The organism is Streptomyces sp. NPDC047085 (genome assembly GCF_040643735.1).
Lineage (GTDB): Bacteria > Actinomycetota > Actinomycetes > Streptomycetales > Streptomycetaceae > Streptomyces.
Genome location: NZ_JBEYUW010000019.1, coordinates 1 through 19959 on the forward strand (window position 1 = coordinate 1; position 19959 = coordinate 19959).

Below are 19959 nucleotides of genomic sequence, written 5' to 3' on the forward strand. Positions count from 1 at the left end.
ATGTCCCGCGAACTGACCGGAGAATCCACACCTACCTGGCGAATCGAAACGGACATCCCACTCACACCAGCGTGAACATTGATCAGATGCTCTCTTAGCGATCACCAGTGATCGACTGCCGACGAGGTTGGACGTGAGTAGCCCGAATGGCGGAGCGCGCCGGGTGCCACCGTCCTTGCCGAGGACTTCAACGACATCATCTCTTCCGTGCGCGTACCCGGCGGTTGGACTGTCACGCTGTTCGACGGCCGTGACTTCGAAGGCGAAAGGCTCGAGCTCACCTCGGACGCGCCCAGCCTCGACCGCCAGATCAACGACCGAACCTCCTCCGTCCTCATCACCGCCCCGGAGCCTGGCGGACGCCTCTCCCCAGGAGAGGAGACGGTCCAGGCCACCGTCCACATCGTGCACTCATTGACCTGACGCCGCACCATGCCTGGGCAGTGGCTCCCGCCGACAGCGGGGCCCCTACGCTGACGCGCGTGGAAACGCGGTCAACGGGAACAGCGCCCGCCGATCCAACTTCACTGACAATCCGTCCAAGTTCGTTGTCACCGGACAACCGGTACGCTCCGATGCCTGAGCGAAGCGAAGGCATCGGAACCCACGCGATGGAGGGTCTGCTGCACGATCGGGTGACATCTGAACTGGCTTGCCCTGAGGGGCGGGTGGGAAGGATGTCGCTGTGCCCAAGCCCTATCCGGAAGAGTTCCGCGAGGACGTCGTGCGGGTCGCGAGGAACCGCGGCCCGGGTGTCACGGTGGAGCAGGTGGCCACCGATTTCGGGGTTCACCCGATGACGTTGTGGAAGTGGATGCGCCGGGCGGACATCGATGACGGGTCCAAGCCCGGGGTGACCAGCCAGGAGAGCGCGGAACTGCGGGAAGCGCGTCGGCGGATCAAGCTGCTGGAGCAGGAGAACGAGGTCCTGCGCCGGGCCGCGGCCTATCTGTCGCAGGCGCATCTGCCGGGAAAAGGATCTACCCGCTCGTGAAGGAGCTGGCCGTGGACGGGATGCCCGTCACGGTGACGTGCCGGGTGCTGAAGCTCGCCAGACAGCCCTACTACCGCTGGCTCGACAAGCCGGTGGCCGACGCCGTACTGGAGGAGTCGTATCGCGCGAACGCACTGCTCGACGCTCACCGCGACGACCCGGAATTCGGCTACCGCTTCCTGGCCGATGAAGCGCGTGGTGCCGGGGCTCGGATGGCGGACCGGACCGCGTGGCGGATCTGCCGGGACAACCGCTGGTGGAGTGCGTTCGGCAAGAAGCGCGGCAGGGGCAAGAAGGCCGGCCCGCCGGTGCACGACGATCTCGTGAGCCGCAACTTCAACGCGACCGGCCCGAACCGGCTGTGGCTCGCCGACATCACCGAACACGCCACCGGTGAAGGGAAGCTGTATCTCTGTGCGATCAAGGACGTCTTCAGCAAGAGGATCGTGGGCTACTCCATCGACGCGCGGATGAAGTCCCGCCTGGCCGTGACCGCCCTGAACAACGCCGTGGCCCGGCGGGAACACGTCGACGGGTGCATCCTGCACAGCGATCGCGGCTCGCAGTTCCGGTCCCGGAAGTTCGTCCGGGCCCTCGACCGGCACCGCATGGTCGGATCGATAGGGAGGGTCGGGGCGGCCGGCGACAACGCGGCCATGGAGTCCTTTTTCAGCCTGCTGTAGAAGAACGTCCTCGATCGCCGGAGCTGGGCCACCCGCGAGGAGCTGCGGATCGCGATCGTGTCCTGGATCGAGCGGACCTATCACCGGCGCCGCCGACAAGTCGCACTCGGCCGGCTGACACCCGTCGAATTCGAGACCGTCATGACCACACCGGCCCTCCAGGCCGCGTGACCGAACCTGTCACCTGAACCTGCACCAGACCCCGATGTACTTGATCTTGTTACTAAAGGTGCCCAGTTCTCCGGAGGCCGGATTGCCGGCGACCGCTGAACCGGCGCCCGGAAACCCGTCCTCGGTGACCGATGCACCGAAAACCCGGAACCGGCTGTGCTCATGAACACGCCTGTGTCCGTTGTCCCGTCCTCATCGTTCACGCGACGGAACGTCCGCAACTCGTCGAGATCCGCGACAACCTCCTCGCGCTCATGCTGGTAGCTGAACGCGAAGGTTGGATCGGGGAGGTCGAAGGCTTGCAGAGCAGCCTGTGCCACGCCGAGGAGAAGCTCGCCCAACTCGAAGCGCAGATCTTCCGGCAGCAGGAGTCCGTCGACCTCGCTCGCACCACTGCGGCCGCACCGCCGGAGCCTTCGTGACCTGGACGGTTGTCACCTCCGGCGATGCTCACTGGCCGCCGGCACAGAACACGGCGCCTCGGACGAGCTTCATCCACGCGGATGATCTACACCACCTCGATCCAGGCCCCGGGCCGCGCTCTACGGGCGGCGGGCCAGGAAGTGGGTGTCGAGGAAGCCCCGCTCGGACGCTGGGTCGTGGAGCAACCGAGCTACCGTGACGAGTCCGGCCCCGGCCAGCAACTCGGCAAACCGCTCCGCCGGCCAGCTGTAGGCGGGCGCCACCTTGTGGTCGAAGCGGAGGGGCTCCGGCCCCTCGGTCCCGAAGAGGGACACCAGGAGCAGGCCCCCTGGTGCCAGGACACGCACCTGCTCGGCGAGCAGCGCGGGCAGTTCTCCCGGTGGGGTGTGGATCATCGAGTAGTGGGCCAGCACTCCGCCGAGCGAGCTGTCCTCGATCGGCAGGGCCTCCATTCGCGCTTCGTCGAACCGCAGCGCCGGATGGGCCCGCCGGGCGTGGTCGACCATGGCCGGGGAGAGGTCGAGCCCGAAGGCGTCCAACCCCAAGTCGTGCAGCATGGCTGTCAGATGACCGGGTCCGCACCCGACGTCGGCTGCCCGCAGGTTCCCCGTGCCACGCACGAGCTCGGCGAAGGTGCCGATCATGTTCCGCGCGAACGGCTGCGTCTCCAACCGATTGGCGAACATCGACGCGTACAGCTCGACGACCCCGTCGTAGGCCGCCCTGGTCTCGTCCTGGTGTTTTAACACGGGGAGGAAACTAACACCCGCGCCGTTCGCAGCCGTTCTCCGGCCCTGTACCGGTCCATCCCCTCGGGACTGATCGTCCCGTCACCGGATCACGGGACGCCCCGGTGGTTCGGAGAAGCCAGGTGGAGTACGAGGCCGGTTCGTCTCCAGGTCCGGTCCAGGTGAGGGCCTCCCTGAGGACCAACCCACAGCGTCGCCGGCGCGACCGCGGACGGGCTGCTCACCTCGTCGTCGGCGCTGCCGGGTCTGGTCGTGGACATGTTGCGGCACGCGATGCTCATGGACGGCGACGACGTCCTGGTGACCGCCGGCACTGGCTACGGCATGGCACGCGTGTGTTGTCGCCTCGGTGCCGGCCGCGTGATCGGCGTTGACGTTGACTCTGACCTGGTGAAGTGGGGCAGTGCCGGAATTGGACAGGGAGGCTGCCGACCCTATGTGGCCGTCTGCGGCATGACAGAGGCCCCGGGGCGGTGACGGCCTCGCCGTCCCCCCTGGGGCCCTGGTCGCCTACACGGGCCTACGCAGCCCACCGAGCGGTGCTCAGCCGGGCGACGCCGTCGGTTTGGTTGTCACCGTCTTGGACTGGCCGCAGCTGAGCATGGCCGCGATGGACCAGCCTCCGTCAGTCGCGCTGCCCATCTGCCACAGACAGTCGTGCAACTCGTCGCGGAACAGTTCGAGTTCGGCGTGTGTCAAGCCGTGCTGATCCAGATCGGGTCGCGGGCCGTCCGCCGTGGCAATGGCGCTGAAGTGCGCGAAGTCGTCCTGCTCGAGCAGATGGGCGCAGCGGCCGACCTCGTCGTTCACGTCCGCGGCGGCGATCACGTTGTTGAGACCGACATATCCGTCCCCGGTGGAGTTGGCGAACTCGCCGGCGGTCTCGAGACTGCCGAACACCTGGGGCTCCAGAAGCGTGTCGGTGCAACGCCCCGGTTCACGGACCGGTGAAAGGCAGGTGCAGTCTCACACTGGAGCAGCAGCGCTGAAAGAGCTCAGTGTCCGCTCGGTCCAGCGGTGGCGGCGGGCCGCGGACAGGGGCGGCACGCGGGCTCTGCGGTCGGCGGGTTCGGCCGCGCTTCCCCGGCTGAGCGACGCCCAGTTCGCCGTACTGGAGGCTGAGTTGGCCAAGGGCCCGATCGCGCAGGGCTGGGCCGATCAGCGGTGGACGACGCGGCTTGCGCCGAGGCTGCCGAGGGACCGCTGAAAGGCATCCTGCGCCTCTCGACGGCGCCCATCGTCTCCCGTGACGTCATCGGCGACCCGGCCTCCTGTGTCTTCGACGCCGCGCTCCAACGGCATCCTCGCCAAGATCTTCGGCTGGTACGACAACGAATGGGGCTACACGAACCGGCTGTTGGACCTGACGGAGCTGGTCCCTGACTGCTGACGGCAAGGCAGGCCGCGACGAGTCGACTCACCGCGTCTCACAGCTTGAGGCTGAACCACGTCGTCTTTCCCAAGTCCGTGGGCCGCACGCCCCAGCTGTCGGCGAGGGCACGGACCAGCAGCAGGCCGCGCCCCGACTCCTCGTCCTCCGCGGCGAGACGTGGCTGGGGCAGGTGGGGGCTGCGGTCGCTGATCTCCACGGTGAGATCGGTGTCCGTGCGGCAGGCGTGGATGCCGATGGGGCCCTGGGCGTGCCGCACGGCATTGGTGAGGATTTCCGAGAGCAGCAGGAGCGCGTCGTCCGTCGTACCCGCGCAGCCCCACGTGCTCAGTGCCTTGGCGAGGAAGTCACGGCCCGCCGGCACGGACTCGGGCGCGGCGGACAGGTCCGTGGTGGCCGTGGCCAGCGGAGCCGCGGGCAGCTGCGTCAGCAGCAACGTGACGTCGTCGTGGCCGTCCGCGTCGGGCAGCAGCGTCGACAGGACGTGGTCAGCGGCGCTCTCCAGACCGGGTGCCGCGGCCGGGAGCTCGTCCAGGGTGGCGACGAGCTGGGCCAGCTTGTCCTCGATGTCGGTGCCTGGGGTTTCTATCAGACCGTCGGTGTAGAGCACGAGAGTCGCGCCGGGCTCGATGGTGCTGCAGCAGTGCTCGTAGATCACCCCACCGACGCCGAGGGGAGCGTTGACGGGTGCAGGAAGCGGCCGAGTGGGGGCACCCGGGACGGCGACGAGAACCGGCAGGTGGCCGGCGGAACACACGGTCACCTCCCCTGTGTCGGCGGCGATGACCAGATAGCAGCAGGTGACCAGTTGGTCGGGGACGTCGAGATCGGCGACGACGGTGTCCATCGCCTGCATCAGCTGGCGCGGTTGCAAGCCAGTCTTGGCCAACGCGTGTGCGGCGGAGCGGAGTTGTCCCATGACGGCTGCGGCTTCGAGACCCCGGCCCATCACATCACCGATCAGCACACCTACTCGGCCGGCGCCCAGCGGGATCAGGTCGAACCAGTCACCGCCGACGCCGGCCCCCTGGGTCGCGGGCCGGTAGCGGCTGGCGGTGGCGAGGCCGGGGATGTCGGGCGGCGTTCCCATCAGGCTGCGCTGCAGGGTCAGGGCGATGTGCCGCTGCTGCTCGTACAGTTCCGTCAACTCGGCCTCGGCGCGCTTGCGATCGCTGATGTCCCGGACGATCGCGCACGCCCCGACGACCGCGCCGTCCGCCGCCCGGGTCGGCCACAGGGTGACATCGACGTCCAGCAGCTCTCCGGAACGGGTGAGCCGTAACGTCTCGAAGTGCTCGACCTTCTCGCCTCGGCGCAGCCGCTCCAGGAGCGCGGTGATCTCGTGCCTCCCCGTGGAGGGGGCCAGCATGGACACATGCCGTCCCAGGACCTCGTCCGCCGCGAACCCGTACAGCCGCTGCGCCGCGGCGTTCCAGTACGTGATGCGGCCGTCGAGGGTCTTCGCGAGGATCGCGTCCTGCGAGGACTCGACCAGCGCGGCGAGCTCGTTGATGCGCTCCTCGGCGGTCTTGCGTTCGCTGACGTCGCGTACGGCGGCGGAGACGAGGAGGCCGTCGGTGGTTTCCAGGGGGCTGAGGCTGATCTCGACGGGGAACTCGGTGCCGTCCTTGCGCAGGCCGTACAGGTCGAGTCCGGCGCCCATGGGGCGCACCTGCTGGTTGTGGGCGTAGCCGTTGCGGTGTTCGGTGTGGTGGGTGCGGAAGCGGTCGGGGACGAGGAGTTCGACGGGGTGGCCCAGGAGTTCTTCGCGGCGGTAGCCGAAGAGGGCCTCTGTCTGGGCGTTGACGAGGCGTATGGTGCCGGTGTCGTCGACGATGACCATGGCGTCCGGCGCCGCCTCGAGCAGCCCCCGGAACCTCTCCTCCGCGGCCTTGCGTTCGCTGACGTCGCGTACGGCGGCGGAGACGAGGAGGCCGTCGGTGGTTTCCAGGGGGCTGAGGCTGATCTCGACGGGGAACTCGGTGCCGTCCTTGCGCAGGCCGTACAGGTCGAGTCCGGCGCCCATGGGGCGCACCTGCTGGTTGTGGGCGTAGCCGTTGCGGTGTTCGGTGTGGTGGGTGCGGAAGCGGTCGGGGACGAGGAGTTCGACGGGGTGGCCCAGGAGTTCTTCGCGGCGGTAGCCGAAGAGGGCCTCTGTCTGGGCGTTGACGAGGCGTATGGTGCCGGTGTCGTCGACGATGACCATGGCATCGGGCGCCGCCTCGAGCAGCCCCCGGAACCTCTCCTCCGCGGCGCCCGGGACGCCGGCGGGAACCCGCGAGCCGCATCGGCACGTGTCAAGTTCCACCGGGTGGGAGGGATCAGGTGGTGCTGTTTCGGCCAAGCCGCTCATTTTCGTCCTTGCCCCAGGCTCACGATGCGACAGGTCATTTGAGCGCAAACCGCATGGCTGTGCGGCGCCATGTCGCGTAATGGGCCCCGACTGCCCGAACTTGTCCACCGACGACGACCGCGGTGACCGCTGTTCGGCGACGTTCGCCCGGTCACCGCGGGAAGCGGCGACGCTCGCGCATGCGTCCCGGGCAATCAGGGCCGACCCGGCCCCCACATGGCCTCCGGACAGCCCAGGGGATCCCCTCATGACCCGGCCGAAGCCCGACCTATCGAGAGAATCAGGCGTGACGGGGAGAACGTCCAACGGGACGGGACAGCCGGACGTCACACGTAGACCACGGCCACGTGGGACACGCTCTTAGCTCGTTTTTTATGGTCTCGCCTGGTCGCGTTCGCTGACGAAGTGGACCGAGAGCGGGTGTGGCGGATCGGCACTCCTGTTGTGTGGTGGATCCCTGCTTTCGCGACCGGGTATCCACCACACAGGTGGGGCGCTGTGAACCGCCGTCACTGCGACCGCAGGTTCAGGACGAGCTCGCGCGGAAGACCATGGGTGTCGTGGAGGTAGTGGAAGTCCTCTTCGCTCAACGGTCCTCGGAATCGGGGTCGAGCCAGTACCTGCCGGCCGCGCTCCAGGAGCCGACGGAAACGGCGCTCCTCCTCGAACAGCACCTGGCGCACGACGTTCGGATCTCCTTTCTGGCGAAAGCGGTCCAGGGTGTGCTGGATCAGCTCGTCCGGCAGGTCTCCAAGACCGCACCACGGATCGTCCCGCAACAGCACGGCGAGCACCCGACGTACCAGGCGGCGCAGCACGTAGCCGCGGCCGGTGTTGGCCGGGTTCACCCCGTCGCCGATCACCACGATGGCCGAGCGCAGGTGGTCGCAGACCAGCCGCAGCGAGGATTCGTCCAGCTGCCACAAAGTCGGCACGATCCGGCGCCAGGGGTCGAAGAGGTCGCACTCGAACACCGACCGCCGGCCCTGCAACAGCGAGGCCAGCCGTTCCAGGCCGAGTCCGGTGTCGACGTTGCGCTGCGGGAGCGGCACGAGTGAACCGTCGGAGAGCCGTCGATGGCGCATCATCACGTGGTTCCACACCTCCACCCAGCGGTCGTCACCGGTCGGCGTCGACTCCGGCGGGGTGTCACCGGTCCACAGGAAGATCTCCGAGTCTGGGCCGCACGGGCCGGTCGGGCCGTTGGACCACCAGTTGTCCTCGACGGTGAGTTCCACCGGCACCCCGCGCTCCTGCCACAGCTCCAGGGAAGCGGTGTCCAGGCCGGTCTGGTGATCGCCGCCGAAGACCGTGACATGGAGCAGCCCCGGATCGACTCCGAGCCCCTCGGTGAGCAGTCCGTAACCCCAGTCGAGGCTCTGCGGTCCCTCGTAGTCGCCGAGCGACCAGGTGCCGAGCATCTCGAAGACAGTCAAATGGGTTCGATCCCCGACCTCGTCGAGGTCCGTGGTGCGCAGACAGCGCTGCACATTGACCAGCCGCTTGCCGAGAGGGTGCGGGCGTCCCTCCAGGTACGGGGTGAGCGGGTGCATGCCCGAGGTGGTGAACAGCACCGGGTCGCCGGGAGGCGGCAGCAGGGTCGAGCCGGTGATCCGGCGGTGGCCGCGCTCCTCGAAGTACTCGACGAACGTGCGGACGATCTGATCGGTGGTCATGGGTGGCTCCTTTGCTGGCGCAGCGTGGAGGCACCGGACAACGGGTCCGCACGATCATCGGAACCGGGGGCGGGAACGCCATGGAACCATCGGCAGACCGTTTCCGGTCGCCGGTGGGAAGGGGAAGTACGTCAGGCGGCGGCAACCGGCGAGCTGGTCGCTCGCGCGGTCGCGGTGATGCTCCGGCCGGTGACGTTCATGGCGCCGAGGGTAACGCGCCCAGTGCCCCCGGGCCACACGATTTCCGGCTTGGACGTCCCTGGCGAAACCCTCCAACGGATGCCCGGAGCGGACGGATGGCCTGAGCGCGCTCCACGCCGACAGACTTGCCTCTGACCTGGGGCCCGTCGTTTGGATCATCTGGCAGTTGGCCAAGGCTGCTGACTGGAGAGTCGATCGCGGTGCCCATTGTGGCGTACGCGTCGGCGCGGAGGGCTTCCGCAAGGGCGCAGTGGACCAGTGCGATGTGGGGATGGTTCAGAGAGTCGGGGCAGACGCGGAGTTGCAGGTTGTTGCCGCCGACTATGTCGATCTTGGTGAAGTTGCCGTCCGGATGGCGCCAGGGATGCGGGGTCGGAGTCGTCCGTTCCTCCTCGGGGATCCAGGTCACGCTGCCGGAGTCCCATTCCGAGGAGACGATGGTGAGGAGTGGGACCTCCGCGGTGCCGCACTCGGGGCAGGAGCGGTCGACGGGGTCGGTGACCGCCCAGCGGGTCCAGCCGCCGGTCTTCCAGCCCGCGGCGGTGGAAAGGTTGCCCAGGTAGAGCTCGCCCGGGTCGTCCGCCTACGTGTTGTACCGCGCGGGGTCGATCGTCTCCCAGCGGCTGAAGTGGCGGGGCTGCCGCTGCCCCATCGGCTGCGGCTGTGCTTCTTCGACGCCCGGCACGGGCGGGCCGTGCGCGAGCTGCCCTGGGCTCCTCCGGACGCGGCCACCCGCAATGTCGCGGTGTGCGCGGCGTGCGGGTTGCGGCTGGAGGAGCGGTGCGGTGGGGGAGGAGGGAGGCTTCCCGTCCCCCGACGGGTGGGGTCCGGGGCCGCGCTCCGGCAGCCAGAGCCCGTGGGGGCCGCCGCCCATCCTGATGGGGGCGAGCGGGAGTTCGGGCAGGGCCCTGGATCCACGCGGGTGCGGCTGCCGGCCGTGGGCCGGCCCGCCGTGCTGGTGGTGCGCAGCGACAACGCCGAGCAGCCGACCGTCGTCCTGCTGCTGCGCGGCAACCAGCGCAAGGGCTACATACTGGGCGACGGCTTCGAGCGGTGCACGCCCGGGTGCCGCTGCGGCGCTAGGGCAACCGCGAAGTGGCCCGGTTCCAGGTGGAGTTCGGGGGCCGCGGCCCGGGCCGATTGGGAGGCGTGGGTCGAAGTCGAACCCGTCGACGCCGTACCGCAGTTCACCGAGCGGATCCACGGGCGCGGCGGGGACCTCGTACGGTACGCGGGCCCGGGCGGCCCGGCCGTGCTGCGGCACCGCGGGCGCGGCGACGTACGGCTACTGGCCCTGGACGACGACCTCGCCGAGTGGGCCGAGGCGGCCCGCGGCAAGGGCGACGCCGACCTGCCGTTCCGCCTGCCTGGGCCTGGCGTCTACCAGGTGCAGGCCCGAGGCAGCTGGGCCATCGCGGCCGATGCACGGACGGGGACTCGGAGGCGGGAGACAGGCGCGGGGCGTGAAGGAGGGTTCACCCTTGTCTCCCAGGCCCGGGCCCCGCGGGACCCGTATCGCGGTCTGTGTTCCTCAGGCTGAACTCGTGGTGTCCGGTGACCTGATCGCGTTGTGATCCACGGCCAGGCCGGCGGGCGGGAGGCAGCCGTCGACGAGGTGGGGCCGGTACCGGATCTGTTTCAACTTCCGCTTGATCACCCGGGTGAGGTGCGTGAGGTCGGCGGCGAAGCCGGCCAGGTGCCGCTTGGGCAGCGACCAGAGTGCACCCGGCCTGCTGCGCGTCCTGCGGGAGGCCGATCCCGATCACGTCCTGCTGAGGGCACGCCGGCGGAGTGCGACCGGGTCGGCGACAGCCGGGCGGACGACTCCCACGAGCCGACACGGAGTGCACCTGCAGGCAGTGACTGACCCAGCCGGACGGCGCAGTGGTAGATGACTCGTCAGGAGGCTGGCGCACAGTAGCCGTAGCCCCTGCCAGGTTTGGTCTTGGTGGGATTGTGAACGGTGGTGCCCCAACTGTCGCCATTGGCATTGGTTGTAGCCTGGAAAGAGCCGTAGACGATCGTCCCGCTGCTGTAGACCCAGCCGCCGGAGATGGCCTTCTGCCCGGCGGGGCAGACAGTAAAGCTGTTCCCGAATCCGCCGGGCGCCACATCGATTCGAACTCCTCCGGATCCGTTGATGAGGCTTCTTGAAAACCTCCCCGCCCGACGCTGGCGGGTGGGACAGACCTGCTCGCCCGAGCTCCCCCACGCCCCTGCACCCGGTCATCGCGACGAACACGACCGCCGCCAGCACCTCACGCCCCCCCGACGCCGCCCGCCACCCTGCGGGCGATTACCGCCTTCTCCGGCACCACACGCCGGAACAACACCCACAACTCCTCCGGCACCAACCGCTCGATCAAACTCGTCATGCGCAGCACAACGACCCCAACGGTCCAAAGCTGGGTCTGTCGGAGGGACGAGTGCCTGCGGCGCTACCACCAGATGACGATGTACCCGTCACCTCCTGAGCGTCCGGCCCACCCCCAGCGGCCTCCACCGTTGCCGCCCTTCCCGCCAACGGCCCGACCTTGTGGCAGAGCGACGATGCCGTTGGCAACATCACCGCCTAGCCCAGCAATGGGGTCGCCGCCGACCGAGCCCTCCTCGCCATCGCTGCCGCGGCGGATCACGCCTCCGGTTGTGGACATGCCGTCTCCGCCGCCACCTCCAGCGCCGCCCGGAGGCGCGGGGCCTAGGTATCCAGGAGCGCCACCGGTGGCTCCGTATGCGGAAACCAGGGTGGTGCCACCGGACGTGGCCACCGATGACGCGCCTCCAGCACCTCCATGTCCGGCATAGACGCCTTCGGTGCCCCCGTCTCCGCCGCCGCCCCCAGTTCCGACAGTCACCGTGTATGTCTGCCCGGAAATGACTGGGATGGTGCACCAGACGAAGCCACCGCCGCCGCCTCCACCGCCGCCCGTCCCTGGTTCAGGATCGTGCGGGGTGGGGTTGGTTGCCCCGCCGCCACCGCCGCCTCCTGCACCCCACGCTTGAACGTGTACGGAGGTGACTCCCTGTGGGGGAGTGAACGTTCCGCTAGCGGTGAACTCTTGCAGTCCGCTGATCGTTCCTCCCAGGGACTCGAGTGTGGCTTCCAAGACGGAGTGGTCGTTTTTCCAGCGAGACGGCCCGCAGATGAGCGGTCCCTGAAGGTCAGCACACCGCACTCATCCGCGGACCGCGCGTCAGCAGGGGAAGGTCATGGCCCAGGCGGGTGACGAGATGCCAGAAGACCGTGCCCACTCGCCAGCGCCTCTGCAAGAACCAGCGTCGCGCCGACCAGCTGCCCCCCAACAGCGGCCGACGGGCCTTCGCCGATGTCGTTCTGGGCGACCAGCCCAGGCCTTCTTCACGAAGCAGAACCGCGCCGGCCTGGCCCGTCGAGCCGCCGCCGAACGGCTCGTCGCCGAGGGCCGCATCCGCACCAGCCTGATCGACGGAGCGCGAGGTGTCCAGGCCGGACGACAGCCGAGGCCCTTGGCACGACAGTCTCCAGCCCCGCGAACGCGCGGTCGAGTGCCTGGCCCTACATGGATCACGACCCCTCCTGGCCCGTCTCCTCACCACCGCCATCGCCGAACGTCGGTTCCAACGGCTGAGGGACCTTTTCGATGCCGAAAGTCGCGGCGAGGCCATCGGCTTCGGGCCCGGTGCTGACCAGATGTGTTTGGCTTTCGCTGCCGTCCGGGAGAAGGCCGAAGATCTCCGAGCGAGTGGGAAGGCCCAGCGAGGGGATATTCGCGTCGAGCGCGGCCTGCTCAAGCGCACGCACCTGTCGATCCGGTTCGGGAAGCTCAACTGCTGCACCATGGACGAGAACAACCCTGTCGGTGCGAAGGCCTGGAAGTGAACCGCGCCACCGACGTGCTCGCTGATTGGGACGACCGCATCGGCCAGAGCCCGGCAAGTCTCCACGACCAACGGCAAACGCAGGAGATCTCTGACCTTCGCCGCCAACTCAAGAACAACCGGCAAGTGCGACAGCAACTCCAGGACCAGGTCGACGCAGCCGCTACCGTCATCGCCGTCTTGCTCGCGGAAAACACAGCCCTGCGCGAGCAGGCCACCAAACAATCGGCCGTCATCATCCCCCTCGATCGCACTCACTTCATTTCTGAGTGAAGACCCCTTGGCGCTACAGGTCGTACACGCTTGTTTGTCAGCCATTAGCGACACCTCAACGCGCGAACTCGGGGGCCTTCTCCGTGGGCAACGTGCGCATTGTCCGAAGCGGTGACATGAAGTTGGGGAGGACACTCAGCGTCATACCCGCTGCACCGATGCACAAAGTGCCTGCCGCTCCGAACACGGAACCCGAGGCTCCACCCAAAAGCCCACCGAGAGGAATGCCACCCCAGGAAACAAACCGAGCTGTTGCGCTCATCCGACCCAGAAGCCGATCCGGCGTCAGGGCCTGCTGGAAGCTTGACTGAGCCACCACGCGGACGACTCCACCCAGTGACAGAGCCGCGAGTCCGATCGCAGCCACATACACGCTCCAACCCGCGCGTGCCAACGGCATGAGCACGGTCAACGGACAGGTAACCAGCGACGCCAGCCAGATGACCGGACCTTGCCCGACCCGCTTGGAGACCCTGGTTGCCAACAGTGCGCCGAGCAAGGCACCACAACCCATTCCCGAGAAAATGAGGCCGATACCAAAGGGCTCGAGACCAATCTCCCGCTCCAAAAAGACCAGCAACATGGTCTGATACATGACCAGGAAGAGATTGAATAGCGCGTCCCCCAGCATGATCGCACGGAGGGTAGGGTACTTGACGACGAACTTCAGTCCCTCCTTGATCTCTCGAGCCAATTGCGGATGTTCACTCGGCTCAGGCTTCTCTTCGCGTTTCCGGATGGTAATCGCGAGCAGCCCTGACATAGCCATACCGGCCGAACTCACCAAAAGCGTTGCCGGAGCTCCAACCAGGCCGACCAACGGCCCCGCCACCGTCGGCCCGCTGATACTGGTCACCGAGCGTATGGCCGACAGTTTTGAGTTTCCTTCCACGAGATTGCTGCGTCCCACCACGTGCGGGAGATAGCTGACGTACGCAACATCGAAGAAAACAGTCAACACTCCATGAACCAAGGCGACTGCATAGAGCCACCAGATGGTGAGAAGGCCCGCCCACCATGCCGCCGGAACCGTCAAGAGGAACAGCGCGCGAGCGAGATCAGTGCTGATCATCACCGATCGCTTCCGCATACGGTCGACCCACGCACCTGCCGGCAACCCGACCAGGAGCGATCCTGCCGAAGTCATCGCGGTCAGTAATCCCACCTGGAACTCGTCGGCATGCAATGCCGCGATAGCAATCAGAGGCAGGTCCAGAAAGATGATGCGGTCACCCAACTGACCGAGCGCAGTGGCAGCAAACAATCGCCCGAAGTCCCGATTACGTAAGAGGTCGAGCCGGGAGGATTTTGCCATGGAATACCTTACTGTCGAATTTTCGATGTCTCTCTCATGGCTTCAACGACTACGGACGGTCGACTCCGAACTCGTAGACCACTTCCCGGCGCATATCCGGAATGACCATGTCGGCCGTTTCCACCGGACGTCCGTCCGTGTCGAAGATCGTCCGCTCGATCTGCAGCACGAGGTCCCCCACGCTGATCCCCAGAAGGTTCGCCTGCACCTGGGTGGCACGAGCCGGGCGCGGCACCTCGACCACAGTCGAGATGACCACGTCAATGGAATGCATGCGCTCAACCACCCCTTTACCCGCCAGGGGACCCATCTCGGGCAGCACAATCGGCGTTCCATCCGTGATAGCCATCGGCTCCCAGGATTCGGAAAGCTGGACAGGTTGCCCGTCGGCGAGGAACTCGTAATGCGTATAGACGCAGAGGTCCCCGGGGCTGATGGCGAGCCGCTCGGCAATTGGCTCGGGTGCGGGGACGCGCACCTGACTATGTGAATCCCAGGCGTCGGCCCTGCCCCGCTCCCTCCTGTCCTGCCAGGGGGGAGAGCCCTCCCGGCGTTCGCGGTGCCGCGAGCGGACCAACCGGAGGCGCTCTCGCGGTCTGCGGACGTAGGTGCCCGAGCCGGCGCGGCCTTCGAGGAGACCCTCGATGATCAAACGGTCCATGGCCCTCTGTATGACGTTGCGTCCGACCCCGTACTCCACGGCAAGCCGTGCCCGGGACGGCAGGCGCTCCCCGATCTCCCACTCTCCGGCGAGAATCCGCGCGCGCAGCACGTCGGCAACAGCGAGGTACGGCGCCTTTCGGGGCATGGATGATCCTCCGGTTGTCCTGTTCTGCGGCACCTGGTCATTCCCAGGGGGCGTTGGCAAGTTACTGCACCAGGAAAAAGCTGCTGGAGTAGCAATACGCTCCGAGCTCATGCGCCTACGGAGGTAGTCGGCAAGCAGACCAACTCGCCGCTGATCGGCCGCCAAGAGGCGGACATGGCGTGCTGGTGCGGGGGCAGCGGTCCGGCAAGAACCAGCTTCTGCCGATCCATGGATGCGCAGAGCTGGACGAAACCGAGAACTCCTGGCAGCCGTGCACGGGCGGATGGTGACGTGGTGGTGGCATCGCCACCCCGACCGGGCCTGGTCGGGGTGGCGATCTGGGCCGGGCCGGTGTGCTGGTCACGGGGGTGACGTCCTCGGCCTGGTACTCCAGCTGTAGATCGTGATCTTGCAAACTTGCAGCGGCGACGGTGGAGCGCGTGCCTCCCGCGAACGTGAGCCTCTCGACCTGGCCGAAGGCGCCGTAGCGCTACAGGTTCTGACAGGCCTTGGCCTTGAAGTCCGCTATGGAGACGGTGATTGCGGATTCGACGCCGTTGTCCGAGATGCTGTCGTAGCGGACCTTGCCCGGGGTGAGCCGGTCCCGGTCGGCCAGGGTGAAGGAGACGCTGCTCGCTGACCACGAGTTGTCCTTGGTCCAGCCGTAGAGCGCGTAGGTGGTCTTGGCGGTGAGCGGAGCGAGGGATCCGGTCGCGGTCCAGCCGGCAGCCGGAGAATCGAGGGTCCAGGTGGCGAGACCCGACGTGAGGCGGCGGTCAGCGGTCCATGAACCGACCGTCACCTGCTTGTCGACGTCGTCGCTGTCCACGTAGAGGGTCGCGCCATCAATCTGATGACCGCAGACCATCATGACGCCCAGCAGATGGCCATCGGCGGTCACAGAGATGCTGGCAACGGCGTCGGAGGGAACGGTGCATCCAGAGGTTGCGGCCAGGGCCACGCCGACCACGACCGCGCCGACGAAGCGCCGGAACACCGGACGTGAAGTGGTCGACCACATGCCTAGCCCCCTGCCCGGGGTACTCGTCACGCCCCCTGTCCGAGACGGTAGGGGGCGAGCGGGGTTTGGCCCCAGCGTCGCCATCCACCCGTTGCGCGCTCGTTGTTGTCTTGTAGTCGCTCGGCTGGGTCAGCCCGATCACGGCACCGACAACCCGGCACCTTCCGCTCAACGATCGGCGGCATACGAAACGGATGCGACCACCGGTGATCATCGGTGTGTGAAGACAGAAGATCAGGCGGTGGCCGCAGGTCACAGCATAGATCCAGCCGGCTGGCAGGACATGTTCGAGGCTCTGATGGGCCGCATCGCAGGACGGTTCCCCCGAGTGGAACCACGATGGCGGGCGCGGAAGTTCGTGCTCGGACTCTTGTCGGACCTACCACGCAAGAATTGCTGGACGGCCGAGCACGCCGGCGATGCCACCCCGTACGGGCTGCAGCACCTGCTGTCGGGGCGAAGTGGGTGCCCATGCTGTCCGGGACGATCTGCGCAGCTTCGCCATCGAGCAACTGCATGACAGGGACGCGGTGTCAGCCCGTCCACGGTCGGGCGAGGCCCTGAAAGCGGCCTGAGCGACCCGGTCCTGCTTGTCGTCCGAGTCGTCATCGTCCTGCGGATCGTTCACTTCGGCCGCGGCGACAGCACGGTGAGCGAACCCGGAGACGTCGGTCTCACACGCAGGCGCGCGCTGCGGCCGCAGCGATACGGCCAGCGGATTCCCAGTCCATCGGGGTCTGGCGTCCCATACCCCGAGCTCCGCCCCGCGGCCAGATCCGTATCAACCGCTGGATCAACCACTGGCCACGGCTTACGTGTAGAGGGCCTCCATATCAGGTTCTCAGCTCCTGGGGGTCGAGCGGGACAGGCGGATCGCCGAGACGAGGAAGAAGATCCCGCCGAGCGTGGCGTAGCCGGCGAGGGGGGTCAGCGAGGGGTGGTCCTGTGTGGCGCTTCGGATGAAGGTCGCCCCGGCGAGGACGGAGATGCCGCCGCTGAGGATCATGGCCCACTGGCCGCCCATCGGGCGGCGCGCGACGCCCACGAGGAGCTGGATGAGGCCGGAGACGACCGCCCACGCGCCCCAGACGCGCAGCACGTCGGGGACGCCCGAGGTGCTGGCGACGGCGATGCCGAGGGCGGCGAGCACGCTGACCGCCATGTTGGCGTACAGGCCCTTGACCGGACCGGCGGCGCGCGCAGACCTGGCGTCGACGACGGCCGCGGCCACGTCGAAGACGGGATAGAGGAACAGCAGCAGCTTGGCCCCGACGGTGAGCTCCGAGCCGGACACCAGCAGGAGCGCGGCCCACGCGGCAGCGAAGACGAAGCGGATGACGTACAGCCGGCGAAGGGCGAGCGTGGCGCCGATGGGCTCGGCGGAGGCGGTGGATGCCATGTTTTCTCCAGTGACTGCGGGATAGAGAGAACGATCTCTCTTGTTTGCAGCCTGGCACACCTTCTCCGCGAAGACAAGAGAGAGCGTTCTACCCGCTACTATGGGCGATATGACAAAGACGGCAGCTGGCACAGGCACCGGCAGGCGAGTCTCCGAGGCCCGGGAACGGCTCCTGAGGACCGCCGGGCAGCTCTTCTACGCGGAGGGCATCCATACGGTGGGCGTCGACCGTCTGGTCGCCGAGTCGAAGGTCACCAACGCCACCTTCTACCGCCACTTCCGCAGCAAAGAAGACCTTGCCGTCGCCTACATCGGAAGCGTCGACCAGGCGATCCGCGCCCAGATCGGCTCCCTGATGGCCGCGGACGTGCCGACCGACGGCATCCTGCGGGGCATCGGTGCTTCCCTGGTCGAGCAGATCCGCTCGCCGGGTTACCGCGGATGCGCCTTCCTCAACGCGGCAGCGGAATTCCCCGACCCCGACCACCCGGTCCACCGTGCCGTCGTGCAGCACCGCGAATGGTTCCTTCAGACGATCACCGGACTGTTCGCCGAGATCACGGCCGCACAGGCCGAGCACGCCGGGCGGCACTTCGTCATGCTCCGTGACGGCGCGATGAGCGCCGGCTACCTCGGCGACCCCGTCCTGGCCGGCGAGACCCTGCTGCGCGGCATCGAAGGACTACTGCGGATCCACACCGCCCGTGGGCTCGACGAGCCCGCCGCCTCCCCACCCGGCCAGGCGTCGTCGACAGCCACGACGGTCTCCGGCATTGAGTGCTCGCCGCCCAGCGCGTAACCGCGATCGGGGCGAGACCGGCCCCGTTGAGCGCCGAGCGGGCCGAGGCGCGGTCTACCGCCGGAACGCAAGGCGCGCAAGAATCCCAGGGCTGCGGTGCGGACCGCAGGGCCCTTCATCCAGCGCTCGCTCGGCGATGGGCGACCGCAGAGCCGAGAACACCACGCGGGAACCCGGCGAGTCGGGCGTCCGACTGCGCTGCTACCTGGACCTGCGCCAGGAACTCGGCCGAGACTGCCTCGGGAAGGCGCCCGTCCCGGACCGTGGTGGCGAGGACCGCGAGATGACACAAAGCCGAGATCCTTACCAGGGCTGATGCCAACTGTTCCTCGACGCGGAGACCCCACTTGAGGAGGTCTTCTTGGCGCATGGGTACACGGCAGGGCGCGGGCGGCGTCAGAAACATGGCCACGCCGAAATTGGAGTGCTGGGGACGCCATCGCCTTGTGATACTGCTCCGATGATCAACCTGCCTACCGCTGTGCTGGACTCGTTGTCCGGGCTCGCTTTCGGTGATGCCTTCGGTGACCGATGGTTCGGCATCCTGCGCCGCGAAGGCACGGCAGCCTTGGAGGCACGGACCTTGCCCCCGGAGCCGCTGTGGCGGTGGACCGACGACACCGCCCAGGCACTCGTTCTCGTCCGGGAACTCGCCGCGGGCGGCGGCTCCGTCGACCAGGACCGCCTCGCCCTGCGCCTCGCCGAGGCTTACGCCGACGACACGCACCGTGGCTACGGTGCCTCGATGCACGACGTGCTCCGCCGGATCGGCGCGGGCGAGCCCTGGCGGGAGGTGGTGGCAGGACAATTCGGCGGCCAGGGCTCCTGGGGCAACGGTGCGGCCATGCGCGTCGCCCCGCTCGGCGCCTGGCACGCCGCCGACCTCGACGCCGTCGCCGAGCAGGCCGCCCGTCAAAGCGCGGTCTCGCATCACCACCCGGAGGCGGTCGCCGCGGCGGTGGCGGTAGCCCTCGCCGCGGCGCTGGCAACGCGCAGCCGGGGCGGGCCCGCGCCGGCACGTCCGGACTTCCTTCAGGCGGTCGCCGCACAACTCCCCGACAGCGACGTCCGGTCGGGAGTGCGGGTCGCGGCCCGGATGCCGGCACGCACCTCGGTTCGGCACGCCGCGGAGGTCCTGGGCTCCGGCTACCGGATGTCCGGGCCCGACACCGTCCCCTACGCCCTTTGGTGCGCGGCGGGACACCTCGACGACCTGCACGAGGGCCTGTGGCTCACGGTCTCCGGGCGAGGCGATATCGACACCACCTGTGCTATCGCGGGCGGGGTGATCGCCGCTCGTACGGGCGTCGCCGCTCTCCCGCTCGCCTGGCACGCAGCGCGTGAACCGCTGCCCCCGGCCCTCGTCTGGTAGCCGAACTGCGCCAGGACCCGGCCGTACGGCGCCGCGACGTGGGCGGCGTGGGTCGAAGCGAGCGGCCGGCCTGGCAGCCGCCGTACGGTGCGCGATCAGTGGCCCCGCTGAAAACGCTCACTGAAGCGATCTACTCGAGGAAAGCGGGACTGTCCCCTCGAGCAGGGTGGGATCACGGAAGTCGTGCAGGGCCTCGGCGATCTGCTTGCCGAGGCCGCGGTCGCCGAGTCGGCGCGTGAGGCGGGGCCGGGCATCCTGGAACGCCCGCATTGCCTCCTCGAAGGCCTCGGCCCAGCCAGATCCATCGGCCAGTTCGCAGACCAGGAGGGCCCCGAAGACGAGGCAGCTCCCCCCGGGGACGTCCCTGGCATTGGCTGCGGCACTGTTCGCAGGTGTTGAGAACGAGCAGGCGCCGCTGCTTCGTGGACGGCAGGGGAGCGGCTGCGAGTTCCTGCAGCGGCACCTGCTCGGTGG

The 19959-nt window shown here is 68.0% G+C and carries 15 protein-coding genes and 5 pseudogenes; 11 read left to right on the forward strand and 9 right to left on the reverse strand.

Going from position 1 to position 19959, the window contains the following annotated elements:
- The first annotated feature begins 207 nt into the window (after nt 1-207).
- The 3 genes and pseudogenes from ABZ865_RS39040 (at nt 208) to ABZ865_RS39050 (ending at nt 2270) form a co-directional block, all read left to right on the forward strand.
- Nucleotides 208-423, forward strand: coding sequence for a hypothetical protein (locus tag ABZ865_RS39040; RefSeq protein ID WP_361241310.1), 216 nt, complete (start codon nt 208-210; stop codon nt 421-423).
- 262 nt (nt 424-685) lie between these two features.
- A pseudogene (locus tag ABZ865_RS39045) lies at nt 686-1848 on the forward strand (IS3 family transposase).
- A gap of 299 nt (nt 1849-2147) precedes the next feature.
- Nucleotides 2148-2270, forward strand: a complete 123-nt coding sequence (locus ABZ865_RS39050) for a hypothetical protein (protein WP_361241313.1) — start codon at nt 2148-2150, stop codon at nt 2268-2270.
- A 120-nt stretch (nt 2271-2390) separates the two neighbouring features.
- On the opposite strand, the gene ABZ865_RS39055 is transcribed toward ABZ865_RS39050, so the two are convergent.
- Both ABZ865_RS39055 and ABZ865_RS39060 read right to left on the reverse strand, forming a co-directional pair.
- A complete protein-coding gene (locus ABZ865_RS39055) occupies nt 2391-3020 on the reverse strand; it encodes a class I SAM-dependent methyltransferase (protein WP_361241315.1) in 630 nt (209 codons plus the stop codon).
- A gap of 543 nt (nt 3021-3563) precedes the next feature.
- Nucleotides 3564-3920: a hypothetical protein gene (locus tag ABZ865_RS39060; protein WP_361241318.1), complete on the reverse strand. Its 357-nt coding sequence runs from the start codon at nt 3918-3920 to the stop codon at nt 3564-3566.
- Between the two features lie 288 nt (nt 3921-4208).
- Here ABZ865_RS39060 and ABZ865_RS39065 point away from each other — a divergent pair.
- Nucleotides 4209-4410, forward strand: a pseudogene (locus ABZ865_RS39065) (type I glyceraldehyde-3-phosphate dehydrogenase); the annotation flags it as partial.
- A gap of 37 nt (nt 4411-4447) precedes the next feature.
- Here the strand turns inward: ABZ865_RS39065 and ABZ865_RS39070 are convergent.
- Together ABZ865_RS39070 and ABZ865_RS39075 are read right to left on the reverse strand one after the other, a co-directional pair.
- Nucleotides 4448-6718 carry a PAS domain S-box protein gene (locus ABZ865_RS39070; RefSeq protein ID WP_361241321.1) on the reverse strand — a complete coding sequence of 757 codons (2271 nt, stop codon included), beginning with the start codon at nt 6716-6718 and terminating at the stop codon, nt 4448-4450.
- Nucleotides 6719-7272: 554 nt separating this feature from the next.
- Complete coding sequence (locus tag ABZ865_RS39075; RefSeq protein WP_361241323.1) at nt 7273-8439, reverse strand: alanine--tRNA ligase-related protein; 1167 nt, start codon at nt 8437-8439, stop codon at nt 7273-7275.
- 829 nt (nt 8440-9268) lie between these two features.
- Between ABZ865_RS39075 and ABZ865_RS39080 the strand changes: the two genes are divergently transcribed.
- The gene (locus ABZ865_RS39080) at nt 9269-10180 is read left to right on the forward strand and encodes a hypothetical protein (RefSeq protein WP_361241325.1); all 912 of its coding nucleotides are present in this window, start codon (nt 9269-9271) and stop codon (nt 10178-10180) included.
- 175 nt (nt 10181-10355) lie between these two features.
- Nucleotides 10356-10520: pseudogene (locus tag ABZ865_RS39085) on the forward strand (IS5/IS1182 family transposase); the annotation flags it as partial.
- A 1664-nt stretch (nt 10521-12184) separates the two neighbouring features.
- Here ABZ865_RS39085 and ABZ865_RS39090 read toward each other — a convergent pair.
- Nucleotides 12185-12421, reverse strand: a complete 237-nt coding sequence (locus ABZ865_RS39090; protein ID WP_361241328.1) for a hypothetical protein — start codon at nt 12419-12421, stop codon at nt 12185-12187.
- 74 nt (nt 12422-12495) lie between these two features.
- Between ABZ865_RS39090 and ABZ865_RS39095 the strand changes: the two genes are divergently transcribed.
- Entirely contained in the window at nt 12496-12771 is a 276-nt protein-coding gene (locus tag ABZ865_RS39095) for a hypothetical protein (RefSeq protein ID WP_361241331.1), read from the forward strand.
- Between the two features lie 55 nt (nt 12772-12826).
- Here the strand turns inward: ABZ865_RS39095 and ABZ865_RS39100 are convergent, their stop codons facing one another.
- From ABZ865_RS39100 to ABZ865_RS39110, 3 genes are all read right to left on the reverse strand, one after another.
- Nucleotides 12827-14086 (reverse strand): MFS transporter, encoded by a 1260-nt coding sequence (locus tag ABZ865_RS39100; RefSeq protein WP_361241333.1) that lies wholly within the window; start codon nt 14084-14086, stop codon nt 12827-12829.
- Nucleotides 14087-14135: 49 nt separating this feature from the next.
- Complete coding sequence (locus tag ABZ865_RS39105; RefSeq protein WP_361241336.1) at nt 14136-14894, reverse strand: GntR family transcriptional regulator; 759 nt, start codon at nt 14892-14894, stop codon at nt 14136-14138.
- Nucleotides 14895-15384: 490 nt separating this feature from the next.
- Nucleotides 15385-15891 (reverse strand): hypothetical protein, encoded by a 507-nt coding sequence (locus ABZ865_RS39110; RefSeq protein ID WP_361241339.1) that lies wholly within the window; start codon nt 15889-15891, stop codon nt 15385-15387.
- A 322-nt stretch (nt 15892-16213) separates the two neighbouring features.
- On the opposite strand from ABZ865_RS39110, the pseudogene ABZ865_RS39115 reads away from it, so the two are divergent.
- Nucleotides 16214-16448, forward strand: a pseudogene (locus ABZ865_RS39115) (IS701 family transposase); the annotation flags it as partial.
- Between the two features lie 308 nt (nt 16449-16756).
- Here the strand turns inward: ABZ865_RS39115 and ABZ865_RS39120 are convergent.
- Complete coding sequence (locus tag ABZ865_RS39120) at nt 16757-17314, reverse strand: hypothetical protein (protein WP_361241341.1); 558 nt, start codon at nt 17312-17314, stop codon at nt 16757-16759.
- Between the two features lie 100 nt (nt 17315-17414).
- On the opposite strand from ABZ865_RS39120, the gene ABZ865_RS39125 reads away from it, so the two are divergent.
- From ABZ865_RS39125 to ABZ865_RS39135, 3 genes and pseudogenes are all read left to right on the forward strand, one after another.
- Nucleotides 17415-18113: a TetR/AcrR family transcriptional regulator gene (locus tag ABZ865_RS39125; RefSeq protein WP_361241344.1), complete on the forward strand. Its 699-nt coding sequence runs from the start codon at nt 17415-17417 to the stop codon at nt 18111-18113.
- Nucleotides 18114-18238: 125 nt separating this feature from the next.
- Nucleotides 18239-18429: pseudogene (locus ABZ865_RS39130) on the forward strand (DUF6207 family protein); the annotation flags it as partial.
- Between the two features lie 144 nt (nt 18430-18573).
- Nucleotides 18574-19485 carry an ADP-ribosylglycohydrolase family protein gene (locus ABZ865_RS39135; protein WP_361241347.1) on the forward strand — a complete coding sequence of 304 codons (912 nt, stop codon included), beginning with the start codon at nt 18574-18576 and terminating at the stop codon, nt 19483-19485.
- The last annotated feature ends 474 nt before the right edge of the window (nt 19486-19959 follow it).

What these genes read in the sequence shown, in the direction of transcription:
- ABZ865_RS39075 (WP_361241323.1), bottom strand. Translation starts at nt 8,439, where the DNA reads ATGACCACCGATCAGATCGTCCGCACGTTCGTCGAGTACTTCGAGGAG.
- ABZ865_RS39100 (WP_361241333.1), bottom strand. Translation starts at nt 14,086, where the DNA reads ATGGCAAAATCCTCCCGGCTCGACCTCTTACGTAATCGGGACTTCGGG.
- ABZ865_RS39105 (WP_361241336.1), bottom strand. Translation starts at nt 14,894, where the DNA reads ATGCCCCGAAAGGCGCCGTACCTCGCTGTTGCCGACGTGCTGCGCGCG.
- ABZ865_RS39120 (WP_361241341.1), bottom strand. Translation starts at nt 17,314, where the DNA reads ATGGCATCCACCGCCTCCGCCGAGCCCATCGGCGCCACGCTCGCCCTT.
- ABZ865_RS39125 (WP_361241344.1), top strand. Translation starts at nt 17,415, where the DNA reads ATGGGCGATATGACAAAGACGGCAGCTGGCACAGGCACCGGCAGGCGA.
- ABZ865_RS39135 (WP_361241347.1), top strand. Translation starts at nt 18,574, where the DNA reads ATGATCAACCTGCCTACCGCTGTGCTGGACTCGTTGTCCGGGCTCGCT.